A 23,104-nucleotide genomic window follows, 5' to 3' on the forward strand; every position below is an offset into this window, starting at 1 on the left:
TCAAGAAAGATATATATCTGTAACCGTGTTTTTCATACCGGATTCTCAGCTATCAATTATTTTAATCGTAATTTTTACTATTAAATAATAACATACAGAACCCTCTTTGCAAAGATCAAACTCCTGATCAGCATCAGTATGTCTCCTTAGCCGCGAATTAGTTGCATGAGAAAGCAAAATTTGCTATTCTGAGAGTGCATCGTTGTGTATAACACAAAAAAGCCCTCCAAATTCATGAGAGCGTGAAAATTGTTCCAGATTCTCAAGCGGCAACTTGCGAATCCGGATCTTTATACCAACGAATGTAAATCCAACTAAAAGTGAGGTTAACAATCATGGCAAAAGACGTATTGTGTGAAGTAAACTCCTGTCGTCACTGGGCTCAAGAAAACAAATGTAATGCTTCTTCCATCTACATCGTGAGCCACGCTTCCAAAGAAGCAAGCGAGTCTGCTGAAACAGACTGCAAAACGTTTGAAGTTAAATAAAAGAATCTGTTTCATTCGAAGGAGCCCACTCGGGTTCCTTTTTCTTTATTTATTGTAGCAAGAATGATAATTATTATCAAGCCCTCGATGCAAATTTTTCACCCGATGGTCCGTAGCACATCAGACAACAACTTTACGTAGTATAGCATAGAAATAAATGTGCTCATGAACCATGACCAAGAGGTGAAGAACTATGCCCGCTAAAACCGGCATGCAGTATTGTGAACGAATTAACGCCCAGACCGTACCCTGCTGGTATAAAGGAGAACTGCTTACTGCTAAACGCTCCGAGCACATCGCCTTCTCCGGTTTGATGAAAACTCAAATGAATATGTACGACCTGCAGTATGACCCACTGCTTACTGAACTTATGACCTATCCTTCTCCTACCGATGGAAAGCCTGTAGGGTTGTCCTTTCTGCCTCCAACCAGCGTCAACGATCTCCGTAAACGCCGTGAAGCGATGACGATATGGGCTCAGGCTCATCACGGTTTTCTGGGACGCTCACCCGATTACATGAACACGGCGATGATGGCGTTTTTTACCGCTGCCGACTTGTTGAACGATCTCTCCCCGCAATATGCTGAAAATCTGAGGAATTACTACGCCTATTGCCGTGATCATGACATCACACTATCCCATGCCTTTATTCAGCCACATGCTAGTAAAATTTCAGGACAGATGGATGCTACTGAAGATGCCATTGCTGCCAAGGTTGTCGATCGGACTGATGAAGGACTCATTATAAACGGTGCATTTATGATGGCCACACAAGCCGTGACTTCAGATGAAATTTTTGTCTATCCATCCCCTTCTCCTGCACCTTTTGATGATGAAAATCCATTTGCTTTTTCGTTTGCCGTGCCTAATGATCTGCCTGGCATCACTCTGATCTGCCGAGATACGTATGCAGCTGAATCCAACTACAATTATCCCTTAAGCTCCAGATATGAGGAGATGGACAATATCGTCATCTTTGACCACGTGCTTGTGCCGCATAACCGCATTTTTTTTGCAGGTCATGAGCAGATGTCTTCGACTCTTTTCAGCGGCAGTAACTTCCATATCCATGCGGGGCATCAAGTGTTATGTCGTTATATTGCCAAAACCGAATTTATGCTCGGCACCATTCAGCTGTTAACCGAAACGCTGGATCTGTCGAACGAGGCGCATGTTATAGAAAAAACCGCACGTGTTCTCGCAGGCCTTGAATCCTTAAGAGCACTTGCTCTAGCTGCTGAGGCAGGCGCAATACCGGACGGACGAGGATATATCCTGCCAGCTCCTAAACCGCTTATGGCTGCCAATCTTCTCTATCCGAAACTGTATCCTGAAATGATCGAGATATTGCAGTTGCTCAGTTCCAGCGGCATGATCATGATTCCACAGGAAGAGGATTTCCAGTCCGAGCCGGCTGACGCTTTAAACGTCTATCTCAAAGGCTCCGACATGGAATCCAAAGAACGAAACGCACTGTTCCGCCTGATCTGGGAACTTGGTGCAGGCTCATTCGGAGGCAGACAGACTCAGTTTGAACGATTTTTCTTTGGTAACACCATTACCGTTTCAAATCGCTTATATAAAGCCAGTTCTCAAGATCATTCTCAACAAGAACGTGTTCGTCATTTCCTCGGAAACCTTGCACGGTAACATTCACTGAATCAAATATCCGTAAGCGCACCCGGCAACGCAGCTGTCAGGCTCGTTGCCCTTCACACCAAATGGTCATATACCGTCATGAGTTCAGAAGCTGGTCTACCTGTTGCCACACTGGATAATCCACACTGCTCACCGTAACCGATATGAAATACGCCGAGCACCCTTTCGCTCGATGTAAGTCCCATCAAGTTCATGAATACGGGATGTTGCTGATAATCATTCATCTTCCAGACCGCGTGTACCCCCTGTTCAGCAGCCAGAATAGAGAATCGCTTGCTCCATGCCTTCGCAGGCAAAACATGATCCTCTGGGGAATTGCCGGGGGCAACCACCACCAAATGAGCCGGGATCGCTTCCGTGTATTGATACGCAGCCCAGCTCCCGTGAGAATCCGCAAGATGAGGCGGATAACTCTGCCTTACAGCTTCCATATAGAGCTGTCGCCCTTCACCCGAAAATAGCATAAAACGCCAGGGTGCCGGACTCATAACATATAAAGATGGATCAGCTTCATCCAGCAGCTTTCTTATGACAGCTTGAGGTACAGGCATGGAGCTGAACTCACATGTTCCTGCTCTTCTTTTTCCATTACCGATATCTTGCCTGAATAACGTTGTCACCTGTATTCCCTCCTCCGAGATAAGTGCTATCAAGAGCTCCGAGTGTCACATCAACCATGTTTTTTGTGGCTTCGTCCCTTCCGTTCTCCAACGGTCCACTTCTTCATGCACACGGATCTTATCTCTTGCGGTAAAGCGCTCTGATTCTTGCTCCTCGGCAACGGGAATGCTGTCCCGAACAAGACGGATGTAATCCATCGAACGCTGTAATGATTGGCGGCCTGGTATGTACCTGATCTTCCGCCCTTCCAGCAGGCAGTAAATTTCAATCATGCCCGGCAACTTGCCAAATGCTTCCCAGCAAAACACGCTGACCATATGCTGAAAGGCTTCCACGACGTTGGCATCATGAACCACCATATATTTCTGAACAAGCAGTTTATCCCAGCCTTCTGGTTGCCAAGCCGCCTGAAAGATGACGGACAAAGACATCTGTAAAGAAGGCACTTCGGTTTTCCATTGTTCATACAAGATCGCAGGCCGCTTCAAATCATCATTCGCTGCAATGGCCAGTGACAATTCATCGATCATTTTCTGCTTTACATCCCAATAATGAAGAACGGAATCAAAACCGTCCGTTTTTCTAGGCCACCATTTTTCGAGTACATATTGAATCGGGATTTCTTTGCGTACGTCAGGGTCCACACTGTAAAAATGATTAATGGCATGGCTCACCGCATATTGTACACGATGTCTCCATTGTAGCGCTGGACGTTGCTCAGCCGATGGTTCAGGGCGGATAAACCGATGCGGGCTACGCAACATCTCTTCCAGCTTATAGTCCTCAAGCAAACGTTCAGGGAGCCCGTCGCTCCCCTGAGCCTTTGCTGTATAGGCATCACGCTGCAGCATTTCGATCAGGATATCTCCGCACCAGCAGTAACAAAACGTCTGCCGAAATCCCGGCATGATTCTTTTTCCTGCTCCAGCGGACTGTATTCAATTTTCAACATCTCTGGTGATACTTCCGCCCCGCGTTCCTTCAGCTTCTCCGCTGTTAGATCGACTGCTCCGCAAAATTGTTCATAGGACGTATCTCCGCTTCCGAAGACAGCCGCTCTCTTTCCGTGCAAATCAAGCTCATCCAGTTCTTCATAGAAGTCCAGAAATTCATCCGGCAGTTCACCATCTCCCCATGTGTACACACCAATCATAAAGCCCTCATAATTCAAAACTTCTGCGGCATTAAAGTCGGTTACAGATTTCAAGTCAACTTCATGACCACTTGCTGTAATGCCTTCCACAATAAGTTCGGCAATCTCTTCCGTGTTCCCTGTCATACTGGCATAAGCCACTAACCATTTAGCCATCTATTGTCCCTCACTTTGGTTTCTTATTATGGATTTAATTCCTTAAAATACGTTCCGAATAGATTGCAAACTGCAATAACAAAATCATAAGTGATAATGATTATCATTGTCAAATTAATTTTATTCAGATTTTAGTTTTATGATGTGTCGAAATTCATCTATACATTGCCCAAATCCCCTGAGGCTAACTGGCGTACAGCCCCTTTTTTGTTGTACAATAGTATCCAAATGAATTTTAAGGATGGATAAACCACTATGTACGTAGCTAAGAACTGGAAAGACTATGAAGTAATCGATACGGGAGGCGGCGAGAAGCTGGAGCGCTGGGGAGATGTCATCTTGCGCAGACCTGATCCGCAGATCATCTGGCCGCTTGAACAAGAAACCCACGAATGGCGCCAAGCTCACGGTCACTATCATCGCAGCTCTTCTGGCGGGGGAAGCTGGGATATGAAAAAGCCCATTCCTGAACGCTGGACGATCGGATATGAAAACCTGAAATTCCATATTAAACCGACAAGCTTCAAACACACCGGATTGTTCCCCGAACAAGCTGCCAACTGGAGCTGGATGATGGATAAAATTTCGAATGCAGGACGCCCCATCTCTGTCTTGAACCTATTCGCCTACACTGGCGGAGCAACCGTAGCAGCGGCATACGCTGGCGCTTCTGTTGTACACTGTGATGCAGCGAAAGGTATGGTTCAATGGGCGAAAGAAAATGTGCAATTGTCCGGACTTGCTGATCGCCCTGTTCGTTTCATCACCGATGATGTGTTCAAATTTGTACAGCGCGAGCAGCGCCGTGGTAACAAATACGATGCGATTATTATGGACCCGCCTTCTTATGGACGTGGCCCGAACGGTGAAACATGGAAACTGGAGGAAAACCTCTATCCTTTCCTGAAATCCTGTATGACGATTCTTTCGGATAATCCGTTGTTTATGCTTGTAAACTCTTATACCACAGGTATCTCTTCAACGGTATTACGAAACATGCTGACGATGACGATGTCTGCCAAGTATGGTGGAGAGATTACTGCCGGAGAAATCGGATTACCGATTACACGCAGCGGTCTGGATCTGCCTTGCGGTATTTTGGGCCGCTGGGAGTCCTGATGATGTCTCATGATGTACAAAAAACTGGAGATATCGAGATTCTGTATGAGGATAATCATTTGTTAGGCATTACGAAGCCGGTGAATGTCCCTACGCAGGAAGATGCTTCCGGTGATCCGGATCTGCTCACTTTACTCAAACAGGATCTGAAAGAACGTTATAATAAACCTGGTAATGTATATCTGGGGCTGGTGCATCGTCTGGATCGCCCGGTTGGAGGTGCCATGATCTTTGCCAAAACTTCCAAAGCCGCTTCCCGATTGTCTGAGACTGTGCGTGGACGTCACTTCCGTAAAATCTATGCAGCTGTTGTTCATGGCAAGTTGCCAGCACGTCAGGCCACATTGAAGCACACCCTGTTAAAAGACAGCAAAACGAACACCGTAACCGCTGTACCCAAAGGTACACCTGGTGGTAAAGATGCCGTTCTAGACTACGAGGTCATCGGAGAAACCGATCGTTACAGCCTCGTGCATATCGAGCTTCATACAGGTCGATCTCATCAGATACGTGTGCAGATGAAAGAAGCCGGCTGTCCACTATTCGGAGATCAGAAATATGGTGCCAAAATAAACAAACCGGGACAACAGATCGCGTTATGGTCTGTCATTGCCGCTCTGCCCCATCCTGTGACCAAAGAGGAAGTTGTGCTACAATCCCTGCCTGCACGAGAGTTTCCTTGGGCTGAATGGCCTTTGGATATATACGAAAAAGCTTTCGCCTTGAAGATATAAACTGCATATAAGCAGATTGGATGAACTAGAAGCAGTAGCTGTCTGCACCTGTAACGTGTCGTTCGGATGCTACATCCGGGCGGCACTTTTTTTAATCGAAAAATCATATAACAACTCTCTCTGTGTATATTATTTTAAACTTCAAAGACAGGAGCCGATATTCATGACCCCGTTCACAAGGCAGGTTGTCGCCATTATTGCTGCGATCCCTGAAGGAAAGGTAATGACGTATGGACAGATTGCAGCCTGCGCTGGAAGCCCAAGGGCGGCAAGACAGGTCGTTCGTATTCTGCACTCTATGAGCCGGAAGGAACGCTTACCCTGGCACCGGGTCGTCAATGCGAAAGGACAAATTGCCATACCTGATGAAGAATCACGCATGATGCAGGAAACCGAGCTCGTCAGTGAAGGTGTGGAATTCCAGCTTGGTGGGAACATCGATCTCCAACGTTTCGGTCATAAACCTGATCCAGACTGGTTACTGCATGATGTGACTTCTATTAAAAATGAAAATAAGTGACAGCACATTTTTTCGTTTGCTTAGTGATATGTCGTTTTCAAAACAAAAAAGAGAACTCTCGTTGCCGTAGAAGATATATCCTACTGGCAGCCTGAGAGTTCTCTTTCTCTTATTTATCGTTAGAGATTTCAAGTCTAATGTTACGCTGTTGCCACTTTTTTAGCCTTTTCTTTCTCTGCGTTTACCGGCTCGGTAGCCGGCTTCGTCTTCTGAATGAAGAAAGCCATAATCAGTGCTGCAATTGTCATAAAGGTGGCCACCGTAAAGGCATAGTTGACACCATAGATGGTTGCATCTGCTGTAGCAGCCAGCACCGCTGTTTTGTTGTTCGGGTCAATTGTACCTGTAGCCATCGTTTCCGCCAGATGCGACTTGAGCTTGCTACTCATGATCGTTACAAGAATCGCTGTACCGATCGCACCTGCCACTGTACGGAGTGTGTTCGACATCGCTGTACCATGTGCATTAAGTCGTTGAGGCAATTGATTCAGACCAGCCGTCTGAATCGGCATCATCAGCATCGACATACCAAACATACGAGCAGTGTAGATAAACATCATGTATCCATACGTGGTGTCAATGGCCAAACGGCTGAGTCCCCATGTGGTAACCGCTGTAATAGCCAGCCCCGTAACGGAGAGCCAACGTGCACCCACTTTATCGAAGATGCGACCTGTAATCGGAGACATAATACCCATTAAGATGGCACCTGGCATCATGAGCAAGCCGGATTCAATCGGTGAGAACCCACGGATATTTTGCAAAAAGATTGGGAGCAAGATCATACCTGCAAACATTGCCATCGTAACAAGCATATTAATAATGGTTGTTAAGGTATACATGTTGTATTTGAAAATACGGAACTCCAAAAGCGGATGATCGGTCGTCAACTGACGAATAACAAACAGAATTAGGGAAATGGCACCAACGACGAGGCAGCTGATGACAACAGCACTTCCCCATCCGTCTGTACCCGCATCACTGAAACCATACAGCAAACTACCGAATCCGAGTGTGGATAGGATTACGCCAACGGAGTCCAGTTTCGGCTTGGACTGACGTGTTACGTTTTTGACAAACGCAATACCAATCGCTGTTGCGATGACGGAGAATGGCAGAATGATGTAGAACAACAATCTCCAGGAATAGTGCTCAACGATATAACCGGACAATGTAGGACCAATTGCTGGTGCGAGAATCATGGCAATCCCCATCGTTCCCATCGCCTGTCCACGCTTCTCAATCGGGAAAATCGTCAGAAATACAACGGTCATCAGCGGCATCAGAATACCGGCACCTGCAGCTTGAATAACACGGCCGACCATAAGAATCGAGAAGTTCGGACTTAGTCCGCAGACTAGCGTACCGATCGTAAATAAAGTCATAGCTGTTATGAAAATTTGCCGTGTTGAGAATTTGGCAATCAAGTATGCCGTAACCGGGATTAACACCCCGTTGACAAGCATGTAGCCCGTAGTAAGCCACTGGGCTTTGTTCGGCCCGATGCCGAGATCCTCCATAATTTTGGGAAGAGCCACGTTCATCAGGGTCTGGTTCAAAAATGCCACAAAGGCACCAATTAGCAAGGCCGCTACAATGGGGCCTTTCTTGATGTTGTCCATCGCAGAAGATGGAGCTGTAGCAGTGGTTGCGCTCATAAGTTGTTCATCTCTCTTCCTTGTAACTTTTCAACCATTAGACTATGAATGCGAAGCAGGTGTTCTAGATCTTCCTTCGAGATTTCCAGTATAGGTGATACACGCTCCATCCAGAGTTGTTGTGTCTCCTGTTGAGCCTTTTCCCCTTTGGCTGTGATCTGCAGCACCACAGAGCGACGGTCTGCATCAGAACGTGTCCGTATGATGTACTCGCCCTTCACGAGACGTTCTACAACAGCGCTCATTGAACTACTACCCATATGGCACAGATCAGCAATCTCGTTAATGCCAAGAGCAGGCCGCTCCTTGAGGATGGATAACACCATAAACTGAATCGAAGTTAACTCTATATCCTTGTTTTCATTCCAGAATGCCCGGAAAAGCATCTGATTCACTTGTCGAAATGAATTGATAATGTAAAATACTTCGTACGTATCCGTCATTGTTTCACCCTTTTACTTATGGAATATAATATTTCGTGTACGAAATATCAGGGGAACAATTACTTATTATAACAAAAATATTTACATAGTCAACTCTTTACATATGATTTCAAGAAAATAATATTAAGACATATTATATTTGATATATACATTATATAAGCAAGCCCAATAGTAGCTAATCAGTTTGGTTGTAGCTTTTCCCTGAACGATGAGATTATGCACCATGGTCTGGACCTTTGACGTTTGTAGTTCTTGTCATCACAGAAGCAAAAAACCTCGATCCCACCTAAGGTGAAATCGGGGTTTGGTTGATAAATTTACGAAGTTTGAAATAAGATCCGTTTTAACTTTTGATTAATATACACATTCTAGATAAACAAATTATGATTCGCCTGATCCGCTTGTCCGAGATAATAACCCACGCCGCCAATAACAGCCTGATCGATCAATTCCTCACGTTGTATCCCCATCAGATCCATCGACATCTGACAAGCTACGATTTCAACCCCTTGAGCGATAGCCGATTGCATGAGTTGTTCCAGCGAAGCGACGTTATTTTTTTTCATTAAACCTCGGATCATTTTCGGCCCTGCACCAAACATATTCATCTTGGATAGTCCCAGCTTCAGACTATTGCTCGGCAACATCATATCAAACATACGGGCCATGCCTGTTTTGACAGGTGCCTGCTGCATCTCTTGTTTTCGAATAATGTTCAACCCCCAGAAGGTGAAAAACATCGTAACTTTCCGCCCGCTGGCCGCTGCTCCATTGGCAATAATGAAGGAGGCGATGGCCTTATCTAGCTCACCGCTGAATACGACCATTGTACTCGCTTTTTCAAGTTGCATTGAACTATTTGTGGCAGGTGAAGCATTTTTGGCCAAAACGGCCTCAATCACCCCGCCCTTATCCCGTTCCAACTTGAGAACGTCAGACCCCGACATCGTTGCCCAAGCCTTCACATCTTCATAAAATCCCGGATCGGAAGCTTTGACCCGCAGGGTCTGTCCGTTTGCCAACTGATCCATTTTTTGTTTAACCTCGATTAGCGGGCCCGGGCAACTCAAACCACATACATTCAGTTCATTATCAATGTGGAGCTCTTGTTGTGCTTGTTGATTGCCGTTAACACCAGTGCTGTTGCTGGTACTGTCATTCTTATTTTTGTCACCGTGGCTACTTCCACCTAATACGCCTGTAGGTTTGAATTGTGCCTGACGATACGTCTTGTAACCTCCGCTTAAATTCTTCACCTGAAAGCCATGCTGACGTAGAATTTGTGTAGCGGTATAACCACGAAGCCCAACCTGACAATAAACCCAGATTTCTTTGGTTACATCCAGCTCTCCAAGCCGCTGACGAAGCTCATCCACCGGAATGGATAGAGATCCAGCGATGTTCCCGTTACGGTGTTCCAGATCACTCCGAACATCTACTAATATGGACTGGGCAACGTCACGTTCTGCAAGTTGATCATACGTGTAAGAATGCACCCGTTCGTCTAAAATGTTTTCCGCAGCATATCCGAGCATATTAACCGGGTCTTTCGCGGATGAATACGGCGGCGCATAACTGAGTTCCAGTTCCGTAAGATCTCGTACATTTCCTCCGAAGTGAATCGCCACTGCAATATCGTCAATTCGTTTATCCACACCTTCATAACCAACAGCTTGTGCGCCTAGAATCTTCCCATCCGGAGCAAAGAGTAGTTTCAACGTAACTGCACTGGAACCGGGATAATAGGAAGCATGAGATGCGGGATGTACGATAACACTGTGATAGTCTTTTTGCATTCGTTTGAGCGTTTTTTCGTTAGTACCAGTAGATGCCCCTGTCAAACCAAACACTTTGATAATCGATGTACCCTGAGTCCCTTTATAGGTGGTTGGAAGACCCGCAATCTGATCAGCTACGATACGTCCCTGTTTGTTGGCAGGACCCGCAAGCGGAATGGCTGTCTGCGTGCCGTGAATGTAATCCTTTACTTCGATGGCATCCCCTACGGCATAAATATGCGGAATACTGCTCTCCATCTTGTCATTAACGATGATGTGTCCCCGCGATCCGAGAGCGATGCCACTATCTTTCAAAAATGAGGTGTCAGGCATAACACCAATGGCCAAGATAACCATATCTGCAGATAATATCGTGCCATCGGGCAATTCAACACCAACACCTTGATCCAACGTACGGAAGCCTTGAACCCGCTGTGAAAATAAAAGCTTTACTCCATTCTGCTCCATCTCTTGAGCTAGCGTAGCTGCGAGTTCCGGATCAAACGGGGTTAACAGCTGATCATTCCCCTCAATCAAAGTTACATCCAGCCCAGCTTCCTTTAAATTTTCAGCCATCTCTACACCGATAAATCCACCACCAATGACAATTGAACTCCGGTTGTTATAAGAACTTATTCGTTCTTTGATTCGATCAATATCCGGAATGTTCCGCACGGTATATATTAATGGGTTCCCTTTCCCTGGCAGATCAGGCACCAAAGGGCGTGCACCAGGAGACAAAATCAATTCATCATAGTTTTCCTCGTATAAACCACGCTCGGCACTGCGTACCTGTACGGTTCGTCTATTTGGATCAACAGCGATAACTTCGCTTTGTGTACGAACATCGATATTAAAACGGTCCTCCATACCTTTCGGAGTCTGTACGAGCAGTCGCGCCCGTTCTTCAATCGTACCTCCAATGTAATAAGGCAAGCCGCAATTGGCAAATGAGATATATGGGCCTTTTTCAAACATAATAATCTCGGCATGTTCGTCCAGACGACGGAGGCGTGCAGCAGCAGATGCACCCCCTGCGACACCTCCTACGATTAACACTTTTTTACGTTTATTCATCTTCGCAATCATCCTTTTCAAATAAAATCATGACCAACTGCTCCACACGAGAATCAGCCAGAACGTAATTGACTTCCAGACCATTTCGCTCCGTAGCAACAATTCCTGCACTGCGAAGCTTCTGCAGATGCTGTGATACCGTCGACTGCGGGAGATCCAGACATTCCTGCATATATGAAACATTACATTTTTTTTTGCGCATCAAACCACGAACGATACATAAACGTACGGGATGAGACAGCGCTTTAAGAAACTCTGCTGGCTCGTCAAACTGTTTTAATTGATTCCGATCAAACGCAGGCAACTCCAAAATAACTCCCCCTAAAACGTTATATTGTAATATTACGATATATTGATTCAGTTGTCAATGTGTGTTCTTTTTACACCATACGCAATACCGAATGGAGTTTCAGTCCTATTGGCTCTACATAAGAAAACTGCCCTGTCAAATAACAAGACAAAATAACAAGACAAAAGCATACTTCTGCCCCTAATGAGCAGAAGTATGCTTATTTATGATTATTGAATCATTCGTTTTGTTTTTCAACATCATCAGATTATTTACTACACTCAATTCACGATCAGAGTTTGCTCGTTTAACCTGAACTTGTTAAGGCCGGCTCTTGCACGTTCGTTTTGGGTGCAGTCATTTTCCCAAGCAGATATACAAGCAATTGTTGATTGTGCATCGAGATGTTGCTCAGTACGGAATTCATAAATTCATTGCGGATCTTAATACCGCGCTTGGTTTCCATTCTGCCCTTATCGGATAATGAAACCCATACAATCCGTCTGTCCTGATCATCACGAACTCTGCATATGAGGCCGTTTTTCTCCATACGATCCAATAACATCGTTACGGCAGCAGGTGTTGTCGCAAGAAATGGAATCAGATCAGACGGTTTCATTTTTTCATGATCTTCAAGCACCTCCAGTACGGCAAGCTGTGCCTCTGTTAACGAGGGGGCTAATTCCTGATCCATATGCAATTTATAATCTTTGGTTAATCTGGACCAGCATTTAGCGAAATCGGAATTATACATCGAACATCACTCCTCCTGGCAACGGATAATCATTTCATTAGCTTAAGTTTTCGCCCTTAAAAGCCGCATTCCTGCTGCATTTTTTCAATTTCCCAGCGATCGACTGTAATCGACGAAGGTTGTTAAACTTCGCTTGATGATGCACTTCACATCCGCCCAAGAACAACAAAAAAAGACTCTTCACCCGACAGAATCAGCACTGCCAGTAAAGAGTCTTTTATCTTTTTTAGGAGGTTGTCCCCGGTTGATTCTCATTAAAATCCTGAATCAGCTCGGTGATTTCGTCCTGTTTGTCCACAGAAACCAGTAATTTACCGATATGTTTACGTTCTGTAAGCGGAACGCTTTCGGATGAGATCGTATGGGCTTGTCCCTCTTTGGTCATCACCGTCAACTGACGTTGTTCTTTACAGTAGAATGCACCTGCAATACGGCTACCGTTTGGTTTAACGCGTTTACCTTCCTTGAATTCAAAGGTAACCACGCCTTTACCACCACGGCTCTGCGGGGCATAGTCCAGGAGCAAGGATCGTTTACCATAACCGAGGTCACTTAATACAGCTACCTCTCCCTCATCTCCCTCTACCCACAGCACAGAGACTACTTCATCCGTATCTTTTAATTGAATACCGCGAACACCACCAGAGACACGTCCCATCGGATTCACTTCATCTTCACGGAAACGAATCGCCATCGCTTCTTTGGTAAGAAGCATAATGTCTTTCCCGCCCGTACTTAGATGTACGGACAGCACTTCATCATCCTTAGCAACCTTGCATGCCGCTACGGCACCGGAACGCTTTGTAACGTACTCCTTAAGTTCAGTTCGTTTGACCTGTCCCTTTCGGGTTACAAATACCAGACTGTGATCTGGTTCCTCGAACGATTTGATCGCCAGTACACTGGTGATCCGATCATCCTTCGCCAGTGGAATCACATTGACGATGGCGGTACCCGGATCTTTCCACTTAAACTCCGGCACCTGATGCACAGGCAGGAGGAAATATTGCCCTTTTTGTGTGAAGACAAGCAGATTCTCCAACGTATTTACTTCAAGCACCTGGGAGATATAATCTCCTTCTTTCACACCGCTGGCACTTCGCTCACCGCCAGAACGTGTAAAGGACTGCATGCTCGAACGTTTGACATATCCTTCTTTGGACAATGTCACAAATACATCTTCTGCGTTGACCAATACTTCGAGATTAACCTTGAGTTCCTCTACTTCACCCTGAATGGCGGAGCGGCGCTCAATTCCGTACTTCTCTTTGATCTCCAGGAGTTCTTTGCGAATGACCTCGATCAGCTTGCGATCACTATCGAGAATCGAGCGTAGCTGTGAAATTTTCTTCATGAGATCATCCAGCTCTTTTTGCAACGAATTAATCTCCAGATTCGTCAAACGATACAACTGCAAGGTGAGAATAGAATCCGCTTGACGTTCCGTGAACCCAAACATCCAGATCAGATTGTTTTGAGCATCCTGACGATTTTTCGAAGCTTTAATCGCTGCGATGACTTCATCCAAAATGTTAAGGGCTTTCACCAACCCCTCCAGGACATGAGCACGGTCTTCCGCTTTCTCCAGCTCATACTTGGTTCGGAAAGTTACTACTTCGCGTTGGTGAGCAATATAAGCTTCCAGAATTGCTTTTAAACCAAGTTGTTGCGGCGCTTTGTTTACAATGGCGACCATATTGAAATTGTATGTGACTTGCAGGTCGGTTTTTTTTAGCAAATAAGCCAAAATCCCTTGTGCATCTGCATCTTTTTTCAGCTCAACAACAATCCGTAATCCTTCGCGTCCACTTTCATCCCGAACTTCTGCGATACCTTCAACCTTTTTCTCCAGGCGGATATTTTCCATCGCCGTCACAAGACGGGATTTGACCACCTGATAAGGAATCTCCGTAATAACGATCTGCTGCTTGCCGCCGCGCATATTTTCGATCTCGGTTTTGGAACGTATGTAGATTCGTCCTTTACCTGTACGATATGCATCCAGGATACCGTCGCCGCCCATAATTAAGCCGCCTGTTGGAAAATCAGGTCCCTTGATGAACATCATGATTTCGTCCAGTTCAATCGATGGTTTCTCCATAACAGCAATACAAGCATCAATCGTTTCGCGCAAATTATGCGGTGGAATCTCGGTTGCAAAACCGGAAGAGATTCCGCTTACCCCATTTACGAGAAGATTGGGATAACGGGAAGGCAACACAACCGGTTCCTTGGCTGTATTATCAAAGTTATCTTTAAACAACACGGTGCGCTTCTCAATATCACGAAGCATCTCCATCGCAATGGGTGACAAACGAGCCTCTGTATAACGCATAGCTGCAGCGGGATCATCATCTTGTGAGCCCCAGTTGCCGTGTCCGTCCACAAGCATATGGCCCATTTTCCATGGCTGTGCCATCCGCACCATACCTTCATAGATCGAGGAATCACCATGAGGGTGATAATTACCCATAACGTCTCCTACCGTTTTGGCAGACTTACGATATGGCTTCTCCGGTGTATTGCCCGAGTCGTACATGGCGTAAAGAATACGCCGCTGTACTGGCTTCAATCCATCCCGCACATCGGGAATGGCTCGATCCTGAATAATATATTTAGAGTAGCGACCAAAACGGTCACCAACGACCTCTTCAAGAAAGGCCGGCATAAATTGTTCTGATAGACTCATTCCAAGCACCTTCTATTCTTCGTACTCTGTAAAGTCGACATTCTCTACAATCCAGCGTTTGCGCGGATCAACCTTGTCACCCATCAGTGTAGATACACGACGCTCTGCTTTGGCTGCATCCACGATCTCCACTTTTAGCATAGCACGTGTCTCCGGGTTCATCGTTGTTTCCCACAGTTGATCCGGGTTCATCTCACCAAGTCCTTTATAACGCTGCAACTCGACATTATTTCCGAACTCTTTCATATAATTCGCAAGTTCTTCGTCCGTCCAGGCATATCTTACCGTTGCCATCTTGCCGGATTTACGAGTGAGTTTATATAAAGGCGGCTGCGCAATATATACTTTCCCTGCATCAATTAACGGTTTCATGTAACGGTAAAAGAACGTAAGCAGCAACACCTGAATATGTGCGCCATCCGTATCTGCATCCGTCATGATAATGATTTTGGAATAATTGCTGTCCTCTACGGCAAACTCCGTTCCGATTCCTGCGCCTATTGCTGCTGTAATTGCACGATACTCTTCATTTTTCAGAATATCCGCCAGCTTCGATTTTTCCGGATTCAACGGTTTGCCCTTTAACGGCAGAATCGCCTGTATTTTGGAATCCCGACCTTGCTTGGCTGAACCGCCTGCAGAGTCACCTTCCACGATAAACAATTCATTGCGCGTAAAATCCTTGGATTGAGCTGGCGTGAGCTTGCCATTCAAATTAGAACTTTCACTGCGCTTTTTCCCTGTACGCATCTCGTCACGGGCTTTCCGCGCGGCTTCTCTCGCTTTGGACGCCTGCACTGCTTTGCGAATCAAGGTCTGTGCAACCTGCGGGTTCTCTTCCAGAAAACGTTGGATGTTTTCGGAAACCACCGAATCAACAGCACTTCGAGCAGTAGCACTTCCGAGCTGATCTTTCGTCTGGCCGACAAATTCCACTTCAGACATTTTGACGCTAATTACCGCCATCATGCCTTCTCGAAGATCATTGCCTTCCAGATTTTTATCTTTTTCCTTGATCATGCTGGTACGCCGAGCGTAGTCGTTCATTACACGGGTGTATGCTGCCCTGAATCCAGTCTCATGCGTTCCACCACCACGGGTCGGGATCGAATTGACAAAGGAAGCAAGCGTTTCTGTATAACCCGCATTATACTGGATTGCCACTTCTACCTCGATATCGTCCTTATCGGCATAGAAGTGTATAACGTCATGAAGTACGTCTTTATTTTCGTTCAAAAACTCGACAAACTGGCTCGCGCCGCCCTCGTACATGAATTCATCCTGGTTGCCTGAACGTTCGTCCTTCAGCACAATTTTCAGACCCGAGTTCAGAAAAGCAATCTCCTGAAGGCGTTCTGCCAGCGTATCATAGTTCAACTGAATTCCATTGTGAAAAACGCGAATATCCGGTTTAAACGTAACTTTGGTGCCTGTGCGATTGGTATTACCCAATACTTCAAGACCGGTTACGGGTTCCCCTACATGTTCGACGCCTTTTTTGTCCTGCCAATATTCGAAACGTTGACGATGGATCTTGCCATCACGGAAGATTTCGACTTCAAGCCACTCTGACAATGCGTTAGTGACCGAAGCCCCTACACCGTGCAGACCACCTGATTTTTTATATCCTGATCCACCGAACTTACCGCCTGCGTGCAAAATCGTAAACACGACCTGGGGAGTGGGAATCCCTGTTTTATGTATACCTGTCGGAATTCCCCTTCCGTTATCCTGAACCGTAATAGAACCGTCCTTATGCAGCGTGATATCGATTTTGGAGCAGAATTTGGCTAGGTGCTCATCGACAGCGTTGTCTACGATCTCCCATACCAAATGATGTAGACCTGAAGTACTGGTGCTGCCGATGTACATCCCCGGCCGTTTCCGAACCGCTACCAGTCCTTCAAGTACTTGAATGTCGTCCGCGTCGTAGCCCGAGGCGCCCTGTCCTCCGCCTGTCGAACCTGCCGACATATCGATTTGCTCGACCATTCATGCTCCCCCTTCTTAACTTGAAACTACAAAAATGCCTGAAATGCAAACAGATGTTTTCTTATCCTTGTCCATTTTAATTCAAGATATCCCGTTTCGTAAAGACAAGGAATGATACAATGAGTGATGCAGCGCCCCAAACACTAAGCACAATAAGGGAAAATCCGAGATTCATGCCTTCAATTGGTGGCAATCCGCCGGACAAATAATCAGGCAGTTCCAGGTTCACCATAAACAAATACTTCGCTGTTTCCCACGAAGCCGCCATGTTGGTTAGAATCGTTCCAGCAATCAGCGCTGCCATCATGATTACGATACTTGCCGCTGTACTGCGAACAAGAACGGATACCATAAAGGCCAGCATCGCCACGATGATACTCACAAACCAGATCAAACCTGCTTGCATCAGCATGTACTGCCATTGACTTACCGCATGTACGGCAGACATATCCACTTCGGTGCCAACCACTTTGAATCCCGTGAATACAGGCATGCCAAAACCTTTGTAACCAAAAACGGCCCCGGATATCCCGTAACAGATCACATAAGCAGAAACGACGATGATTGAAACAAACATGATCAATGTGATCAGTTTGCTTAAAAGCACTTTCCACCGTCTAACGGGGCGAGTCAGCAACATTTTGATCGTGCCTGTCGTCCGTTCTCCTGACACCAGGTCTGAAGCAATGGCCATAATCAGAAGCGGGATAAACAATCCAACGGCATTGTTCATAAACTCCCTTGTAAACGTCACACCGCCCGGTTCTTTCGGATTAATGTTATTTTCCAGGTAGTATTGCATCTGCTGGATATAGACGGTTCTGTACTTTTTATATTCCTCGGGAACCCGATCACTGCCTAGCGAGTTCTGATTATCGGTAATAGCCTGCTGTAATTCAAGCCTCCAGTCACCACCGAACTTGTCTTGATTATTTTGAGCCGATTTCATCTGTGCATACGTGAACATCGGAACAAGGATGGCCAGAACGATAAAAATAATATAAAGGCGTTTCTTCTTGACCATTTTAATGGTCTCATTACGAATGAGCGGCATGATATTATTCAATGGATTCACCTTCTGTCATTTTTAAGAATAGTTGTTCAAGTGTAGGCTGAATCCGTTGTACGCCCTCAACCTGAATCCCTGCCTCAACCATTTGCTGTACCAGCTCCGGTATCCGTTCTTCATGCATCTCGGCAACAACAGCATTCGCGCCGAGCCCTGCAACAATCGTATCATCCATGACATCACCGGGGCGGTTAACCAGCGTAATCCCCTTATCAAGTAACATCTGACGGCCTGCATCAAAAGGTGTAAGATGCCATATCGCCACCTTGGAATGGTCTTCGATCAGTTCATTCACACCACCAACTGCGAGCACACGGCCGGCACTGATGATGGCTACCCGATCACAGAGAAGTTGAATTTCACTCAACAAGTGACTGCTGACGAACACGGCCATTCCCTCACTGGCAAGCTGCTTGATAAATTCACGTAACTCCTTAATCCCTTTGGGATCAAGTCCATTCGTTGGTTCATCCAGAATCAGTAACCGCGGTCTTCCAAGTAATGCCTGAGCAATTCCGAGCCGCTGTCGCATACCCAGTGAATAGGTTCTAACTTTATCATGAATACGTTGATCCAGACGCACAATATTGACCACTTCCTGAATGCGGTCATGATCGACGCCTGGTTGCATCCGGGCAAAGTGCTCCAGGTTCTCCCACCCGGTCAAATATGTATATACCTCAGGATTTTCAACAATGGAGCCAACATATTTGAGCGCTCGTTCGGGATCACGATTCACGTCGTAACCACAGACCGAAATTTTTCCTTCTGTAGGTTTAATCAGATCAACCAGCATACGAATCGTTGTGGTTTTCCCCGCACCATTCGGCCCCAAAAAACCGAAAATTTCACCAGGTTTGACATCAAAAGTGACGTCTTTAATAATCCATTTCCGTCCAATTCTTTTCTTCAAGTGTTGTACGGACAAGACGGAATCATACTGTTTCTCTGCCATTTATTTCGCGCTCCCTTCTGCCGGTTTATTCCCTTTATATTCCTGTGCAATGCGAACGGCCATCTGCTGATAACCTTGTCCATTCGGATGGAAGTGATCAGAGGAAAGATATTCGTCCAGATGGTTCTCAAACAGATCAAAGGTTGGCACAAGGGTCATGTTATCTTCATTATTCAAAATGGACATCGCCGCGTCATTCCAGGCTGCAACAACAGCGTTGCCCGGCTTCTCCAGTTCCTTCACATTACCAAACGGATTATATAATCCGATGTATGCAATCTGAGCATTCGGATTGATTTCTTTCACTTTCTTCAAAATTTCCTGTAGACGTTTGGATGTTTCTGGCAAGGCTGCAGCCAGTTTCTCAGCCGTTGGCGGGTCTTCACCTTGAAGAACCTGTCCACCTTGAAACAGGTCATTCGCACCGATGGAAAGTAAAATAAAGTTGGATTGTTGCAAGACATACTGAACCCCTTGTTCATCCAGCTTTTTTAACAGCGCATCTGTTCGGAGACCGTTTACACCCAGATTGTTAAGCACCTGTACATCGTTACCCTCATCTTTGAGCAGATTAGCCGCCCGTCTAACAAATCCGAGTCCTTCATCATCTCCTGTGCCTCTTGCAAGGGAATCGCCAATGACGGCCATTCGGATTTTCCCGTCTTCTACAATCCCTTTATTACCGCCGTTTTGAGCATCTTGAGCTGGCGTGGCAGTTTTCTGCCCCTCATTTAGCGTCGAATCCCCTTGCGGAAAAATAACATCTTTTATGGCGTAAGCAAATCCAAATATCAATAGCAGTGTTGCTACAATGGATATCGTGCTTACACTTCTCCAGATCCAAGGCGCTGAATCAAGATTTTTGTTCTTTTTCATCCATCACATCTCCAGTCGGATACAAATAATTTATAATGGCTTTCACATCAAGATATTGCTTATTCTAAATAACATAAGTCTTCTGTCGTTAATTTGCAAATTTTGCCGCTATATTCGGAAAGCGGAGCATTTCTCAACTCAAAAAATGGAAAAAAGCCATAGCACACACAGCTTTTCGGCCATGTGCGCATATGACTTTTTTAATTATAAAATAAGTTATATATTATTCATTTCCAACTCTTATTTACCGATAAACTCTTGAGCCCAATATCCGTTATAGTAGCCTACACCGATTTGCGTAAAGTTTTTGCTCAGGATGTTTGCACGGTGACCCGCACTGTTCATCCAGGCTGTTACAACTTCCTGAGGTGTTTTTTGACCTTTGGCGATATTTTCACCAGCGTAGCTGTACGTTACTCCGAATTGTTTCATCATATCAAACGGCGAACCGTACGTTGGAGACTGGTGATCAAAATAGTTGTTGTTGCTCATATCTTTAACTTTTGCCATAGCGACCTTGTCCAGAAGAGCGTCGGATGCCAGTGCACCCAGACCTGCTTTGGCACGTTCAGCGTTCACGAGTTTCACCACTTGTGTAGCAAAATCGGATTGTGTGCTTTGTGTACCACCGTTATTACCTGTGCTTGAAGGATCTTTGGCTGGTGTAGTCGTAGCTGGTTTCTCTTCTTGTACCGGCTTAGCAGGTGTGCTTGGTTGTTCAGGCTTGGTTACAGGCTCTGATGTTGGTTGCTCAGCTGTTTGACCTTCCGAGACTTTGTAACCGTTCTGCTTCAGCCATTGCTCAATATAAGCTTTCAAGCTATCCGCATTAACCACTTTATACGTTGTAACCGTCGTTGCTTTATATGTTGAATCTGCAGCAGACGCGGAGGCAGGAAGCATAATCCCTACGGCGAGTGCAGCTGTCAGACTGCCAGTCACAACTTTTTTCATCCAGTTCTTCTTCAAATTCATTCATCTCCTTAGAATTAATTATTACAACTTTGTAATGTCTACTCTAGGAGTATATCAATCCATTAAGAGATTGTGAACCCGTAAATACTGGAAAAATGACTTTTTTGTCATTATTGATTGTTTCAAAGCTATCTTGGACAGTTTATATAAGTAGGCTACACCCTCGGCCTTATTAGTTTAAAAAAACGGAGCTTCTTGAGGATCTTTTGAATCTATTGATTTGATGTACACACCTTATAAAAAAAGGCACTCAGTCAAGCTCACACTTGCTGAATGCCGGTTCATCTATTATAAAAGAACTTTACTGAAACGATAGCCTTTTTTCTGGAAGCCAATGTGCTCATAGAAGGAATATGTCGTTGAAGTGACTTCCCGATTCGCTCCAGTGACAAACAATTGCTTACCACCTTGCTGTTTGCCCCAGTCTTCGGCACGAGCCATGAGACGGCGGCCAATTCCGCTACCACGATGCTCCTGACCTACGATTAAGGAAGTAATCTGGGCAGCAGGTTCAGGATAGGCATGGCTTTGAACACATTGCAAGCCAATCACACCAATAATCTGTTCATCCACTTCGGCAACGAGCATGCACGCGTTCGGATTGCTTTCCAAACCTTCAATGCGTTCTTTCATTACATTGGTTGTTGTCGGATAGCTGACCTCTCGCATCAATCCTGTCACCGCTTCAGCATCTCGCAGTTCACACTCTCGGATCATCAGTACAGGGGCCTCCACATTATTGGACATGATTTACCTCCACTTTCAGCATATTTGCGGCTTGAACCGCTGTTTTACGAGCTTCTTCCACATCTGTTCCAGCACTAAGGGCTACAGCCATTCGGCGTCCTTGTTTCGTTTCAGGTTTGCCAAACACACGAACCTGAGTACGAGGTAATGCAAGTGCATCTTCAATTCCACCTATGGTGAAATCAGATGTTTCGACATCGGCCTTCAGCGTGGCTGAGGCTCCTGGTGTCAGCAAATGTACTTCTGTGACGGGAAATCCAAGGATAGCACGCACGTGAAGCGCGAACTCTGAATTATCCTGTGTAACCATCGTGACCATACCTGTATCATGTGGACGAGGTGATATTTCACTAAATACCACTCCATCAGCTGTGAGAAAGAGTTCAACGCCAAAGAGGCCGTACCCGCCGAGCTCATCCGTAACTGTCTTTGCGATGTGACATGCCTGCTTCCATTGCTCCGATGTCATCGCATGAGGTTGCCATGATTCGACATAATCCCCGTCTTTTTGAATATGACCGATCGGCGGACAAAATACAGTGCCTGATGCCGATCTGACGGTGAGTAGCGTAATTTCACTTTCAAACTTCACAAAGCTTTCCACGATAACACGAACAGACTTGCCTCTCGCTCCCGAAAGAGCAATGTCCCAGCAGTTTGCTGCGTCATCCGGTATGCGGCATACACTCTGGCCTTTACCAGATGAACTCATCAATGGTTTGATAACACAAGGTGTACCTAGCTCACGAACAGCCTCTTGCAACTGTTCTAAACTATCCGCAAAGAGATAAGCGGCTGTAGGGAGATTCAATTGTTCGGCCGCCAGACGACGAATGCCTTCGCGATCCATAGTCAAACGAGCGGCTCGGGCCGTTGGCACGACACAAAAGCCTTCTTCCTCAAGTTCCAGCAATGCCTCAGTAGCAATGGCTTCAATCTCAGGTACGATGTAATGCGGTTGTTCCTTACGGATCAATTGTTTCAATGCCTCGCCATCTAACATGTCGATGCAGTAAGATCGATGTGCGACCTGCATGGCCGGTGCGTTCTCATAACGATCAACAGCGATCGTTTCCACACCGAGACGTGCAGCCTCAATCACGACCTCTTTACCCAATTCTCCGCTGCCTAGCAGCAGCATTTTTTTGGCTTGAGCCGAAAAAGGAGCACCCCACATGTTCTTTCCAATCCTCCCAAAGAGAAATCTTCTATATCTGTCTCTCTATTTTCGGGGTTTTGGTTAAAGATTGCAAGAGTACTCCCTATTTTTCTTGTGAATTTTACAAGATTTTTTGCGTTTTTTCGATCAAATTTTACAAATTACATTCCCGGATTCGATACTCTTTCCATT

General features: G+C 45.7%; 21 protein-coding genes. 5 read left to right on the top strand and 16 right to left on the bottom strand.

The window, feature by feature from the left end; all coding sequences use genetic code 11:
• The first annotated feature begins 335 nt into the window (after positions 1 to 335).
• Positions 336 to 488: a DUF1540 domain-containing protein gene (locus tag FS818_RS09925; protein WP_090917035.1), complete on the top strand. Its 153-nt coding sequence runs from the start codon at positions 336 to 338 to the stop codon at positions 486 to 488.
• 193 nt (positions 489 to 681) lie between these two features.
• Positions 682 to 2,139 carry a 4-hydroxyphenylacetate 3-hydroxylase family protein gene (locus FS818_RS09930; protein WP_145331665.1) on the top strand — a complete coding sequence of 486 codons (1,458 nt, stop codon included), beginning with the start codon at positions 682 to 684 and terminating at the stop codon, positions 2,137 to 2,139.
• Positions 2,140 to 2,201: 62 nt separating this feature from the next.
• Here the strand turns inward: FS818_RS09930 and FS818_RS09935 are convergent, their stop codons facing one another.
• From FS818_RS09935 to FS818_RS09945, 3 genes are read right to left on the bottom strand one after another with little or no spacing between them, the layout of a single operon-like run.
• On the bottom strand, positions 2,202 to 2,768 hold the full coding sequence (locus tag FS818_RS09935) for a nitroreductase family protein (RefSeq protein WP_145331666.1): 567 nt from the start codon (positions 2,766 to 2,768) through the stop codon (positions 2,202 to 2,204).
• Positions 2,769 to 2,813: 45 nt separating this feature from the next.
• On the bottom strand, positions 2,814 to 3,677 hold the full coding sequence (locus FS818_RS09940) for a hypothetical protein (RefSeq protein WP_260989821.1): 864 nt from the start codon (positions 3,675 to 3,677) through the stop codon (positions 2,814 to 2,816).
• Positions 3,626 to 4,078 carry a flavodoxin gene (locus FS818_RS09945; protein ID WP_145331667.1) on the bottom strand — a complete coding sequence of 151 codons (453 nt, stop codon included), beginning with the start codon at positions 4,076 to 4,078 and terminating at the stop codon, positions 3,626 to 3,628. The genes FS818_RS09940 and FS818_RS09945 overlap by 52 nt, the downstream gene beginning before the upstream one ends.
• A 255-nt stretch (positions 4,079 to 4,333) precedes the next feature.
• Between FS818_RS09945 and FS818_RS09950 the strand changes: the two genes are divergently transcribed.
• The 3 genes from FS818_RS09950 (at position 4,334) to FS818_RS09960 (ending at position 6,451) form a co-directional block, all read left to right on the top strand.
• Positions 4,334 to 5,197: a class I SAM-dependent methyltransferase gene (locus tag FS818_RS09950; protein WP_123066097.1), complete on the top strand. Its 864-nt coding sequence runs from the start codon at positions 4,334 to 4,336 to the stop codon at positions 5,195 to 5,197.
• Between the two features lie 2 nt (positions 5,198 to 5,199).
• Positions 5,200 to 5,931, top strand: a complete 732-nt coding sequence (locus tag FS818_RS09955; RefSeq protein ID WP_145331668.1) for an RluA family pseudouridine synthase — start codon at positions 5,200 to 5,202, stop codon at positions 5,929 to 5,931.
• A 163-nt stretch (positions 5,932 to 6,094) separates the two neighbouring features.
• Complete coding sequence (locus FS818_RS09960; RefSeq protein ID WP_145331669.1) at positions 6,095 to 6,451, top strand: MGMT family protein; 357 nt, start codon at positions 6,095 to 6,097, stop codon at positions 6,449 to 6,451.
• 140 nt (positions 6,452 to 6,591) lie between these two features.
• Here the strand turns inward: FS818_RS09960 and FS818_RS09965 are convergent, their stop codons facing one another.
• The 13 genes from FS818_RS09965 to purT form a co-directional block, all read right to left on the bottom strand.
• Positions 6,592 to 8,109: a DHA2 family efflux MFS transporter permease subunit gene (locus tag FS818_RS09965; RefSeq protein WP_145331670.1), complete on the bottom strand. Its 1,518-nt coding sequence runs from the start codon at positions 8,107 to 8,109 to the stop codon at positions 6,592 to 6,594.
• Positions 8,106 to 8,495 carry a MarR family winged helix-turn-helix transcriptional regulator gene (locus tag FS818_RS09970; RefSeq protein WP_260989868.1) on the bottom strand — a complete coding sequence of 130 codons (390 nt, stop codon included), beginning with the start codon at positions 8,493 to 8,495 and terminating at the stop codon, positions 8,106 to 8,108. The genes FS818_RS09965 and FS818_RS09970 overlap by 4 nt, the downstream gene beginning before the upstream one ends.
• Before the next feature lie 425 nt (positions 8,496 to 8,920).
• Entirely contained in the window at positions 8,921 to 11,407 is a 2,487-nt protein-coding gene (locus FS818_RS09975; RefSeq protein ID WP_145331672.1) for an FAD-dependent oxidoreductase, read from the bottom strand.
• Positions 11,400 to 11,717, bottom strand: coding sequence for an ArsR/SmtB family transcription factor (locus FS818_RS09980; RefSeq protein ID WP_145331673.1), 318 nt, complete (start codon positions 11,715 to 11,717; stop codon positions 11,400 to 11,402). The genes FS818_RS09975 and FS818_RS09980 overlap by 8 nt, the downstream gene beginning before the upstream one ends.
• A gap of 286 nt (positions 11,718 to 12,003) precedes the next feature.
• Positions 12,004 to 12,450: a MarR family winged helix-turn-helix transcriptional regulator gene (locus FS818_RS09985; protein ID WP_145331674.1), complete on the bottom strand. Its 447-nt coding sequence runs from the start codon at positions 12,448 to 12,450 to the stop codon at positions 12,004 to 12,006.
• Between the two features lie 226 nt (positions 12,451 to 12,676).
• Positions 12,677 to 15,139, bottom strand: coding sequence for a DNA gyrase subunit A (gene gyrA, locus FS818_RS09990; protein ID WP_145331675.1), 2,463 nt, complete (start codon positions 15,137 to 15,139; stop codon positions 12,677 to 12,679).
• A 12-nt stretch (positions 15,140 to 15,151) separates the two neighbouring features.
• Positions 15,152 to 17,131 carry a DNA topoisomerase IV subunit B gene (parE, locus tag FS818_RS09995; RefSeq protein ID WP_145331676.1) on the bottom strand — a complete coding sequence of 660 codons (1,980 nt, stop codon included), beginning with the start codon at positions 17,129 to 17,131 and terminating at the stop codon, positions 15,152 to 15,154.
• A gap of 76 nt (positions 17,132 to 17,207) precedes the next feature.
• The gene (locus FS818_RS10000) at positions 17,208 to 18,197 is read right to left on the bottom strand and encodes an ABC transporter permease (protein ID WP_145331677.1); all 990 of its coding nucleotides are present in this window, start codon (positions 18,195 to 18,197) and stop codon (positions 17,208 to 17,210) included.
• Positions 18,190 to 19,155, bottom strand: a complete 966-nt coding sequence (locus tag FS818_RS10005) for an ABC transporter ATP-binding protein (protein ID WP_145331678.1) — start codon at positions 19,153 to 19,155, stop codon at positions 18,190 to 18,192. The genes FS818_RS10000 and FS818_RS10005 overlap by 8 nt, the downstream gene beginning before the upstream one ends.
• Complete coding sequence (locus FS818_RS10010; RefSeq protein ID WP_145331679.1) at positions 19,156 to 20,031, bottom strand: GDSL-type esterase/lipase family protein; 876 nt, start codon at positions 20,029 to 20,031, stop codon at positions 19,156 to 19,158.
• A 240-nt stretch (positions 20,032 to 20,271) separates the two neighbouring features.
• The gene (locus tag FS818_RS10015; protein WP_260984578.1) at positions 20,272 to 21,000 is read right to left on the bottom strand and encodes a CAP domain-containing protein; all 729 of its coding nucleotides are present in this window, start codon (positions 20,998 to 21,000) and stop codon (positions 20,272 to 20,274) included.
• A gap of 294 nt (positions 21,001 to 21,294) precedes the next feature.
• The gene (locus tag FS818_RS10020) at positions 21,295 to 21,753 is read right to left on the bottom strand and encodes a GNAT family N-acetyltransferase (RefSeq protein WP_145331681.1); all 459 of its coding nucleotides are present in this window, start codon (positions 21,751 to 21,753) and stop codon (positions 21,295 to 21,297) included.
• On the bottom strand, positions 21,743 to 22,930 hold the full coding sequence (gene purT, locus FS818_RS10025) for a formate-dependent phosphoribosylglycinamide formyltransferase (protein WP_145331682.1): 1,188 nt from the start codon (positions 22,928 to 22,930) through the stop codon (positions 21,743 to 21,745). Before purT ends, FS818_RS10020 begins: the two co-directional genes overlap by 11 nt.
• Positions 22,931 to 23,104: the final 174 nt, after the last annotated feature.

It is taken from the genome of Paenibacillus xylanexedens, from assembly GCF_007680605.1.
Classification (GTDB): Bacteria; Bacillota; Bacilli; order Paenibacillales; family Paenibacillaceae; genus Paenibacillus; species Paenibacillus xylanexedens_B.

Coding starts and splice junctions, on each gene's coding strand:
- FS818_RS09925 (WP_090917035.1), top strand. CDS start 336: ATGGCAAAAGACGTATTGTGTGAAGTAAACTCCTGTCGTCACTGGGCT.
- FS818_RS09930 (WP_145331665.1), top strand. CDS start 682: ATGCCCGCTAAAACCGGCATGCAGTATTGTGAACGAATTAACGCCCAG.
- FS818_RS09940 (WP_260989821.1), bottom strand. CDS start 3,677: ATGCCGGGATTTCGGCAGACGTTTTGTTACTGCTGGTGCGGAGATATC.
- FS818_RS09945 (WP_145331667.1), bottom strand. CDS start 4,078: ATGGCTAAATGGTTAGTGGCTTATGCCAGTATGACAGGGAACACGGAA.
- FS818_RS09950 (WP_123066097.1), top strand. CDS start 4,334: ATGTACGTAGCTAAGAACTGGAAAGACTATGAAGTAATCGATACGGGA.
- FS818_RS09955 (WP_145331668.1), top strand. CDS start 5,200: ATGTCTCATGATGTACAAAAAACTGGAGATATCGAGATTCTGTATGAG.
- FS818_RS09960 (WP_145331669.1), top strand. CDS start 6,095: ATGACCCCGTTCACAAGGCAGGTTGTCGCCATTATTGCTGCGATCCCT.
- FS818_RS09965 (WP_145331670.1), bottom strand. CDS start 8,109: ATGAGCGCAACCACTGCTACAGCTCCATCTTCTGCGATGGACAACATC.
- FS818_RS09970 (WP_260989868.1), bottom strand. CDS start 8,495: ATGCTTTTCCGGGCATTCTGGAATGAAAACAAGGATATAGAGTTAACT.
- FS818_RS09975 (WP_145331672.1), bottom strand. CDS start 11,407: ATGAATAAACGTAAAAAAGTGTTAATCGTAGGAGGTGTCGCAGGGGGT.
- FS818_RS09985 (WP_145331674.1), bottom strand. CDS start 12,450: ATGTATAATTCCGATTTCGCTAAATGCTGGTCCAGATTAACCAAAGAT.
- gyrA (WP_145331675.1), bottom strand. CDS start 15,139: ATGAGTCTATCAGAACAATTTATGCCGGCCTTTCTTGAAGAGGTCGTT.
- parE (WP_145331676.1), bottom strand. CDS start 17,131: ATGGTCGAGCAAATCGATATGTCGGCAGGTTCGACAGGCGGAGGACAG.
- FS818_RS10005 (WP_145331678.1), bottom strand. CDS start 19,155: ATGGCAGAGAAACAGTATGATTCCGTCTTGTCCGTACAACACTTGAAG.
- FS818_RS10010 (WP_145331679.1), bottom strand. CDS start 20,031: ATGAAAAAGAACAAAAATCTTGATTCAGCGCCTTGGATCTGGAGAAGT.
- FS818_RS10020 (WP_145331681.1), bottom strand. CDS start 21,753: ATGTCCAATAATGTGGAGGCCCCTGTACTGATGATCCGAGAGTGTGAA.
- purT (WP_145331682.1), bottom strand. CDS start 22,930: ATGTGGGGTGCTCCTTTTTCGGCTCAAGCCAAAAAAATGCTGCTGCTA.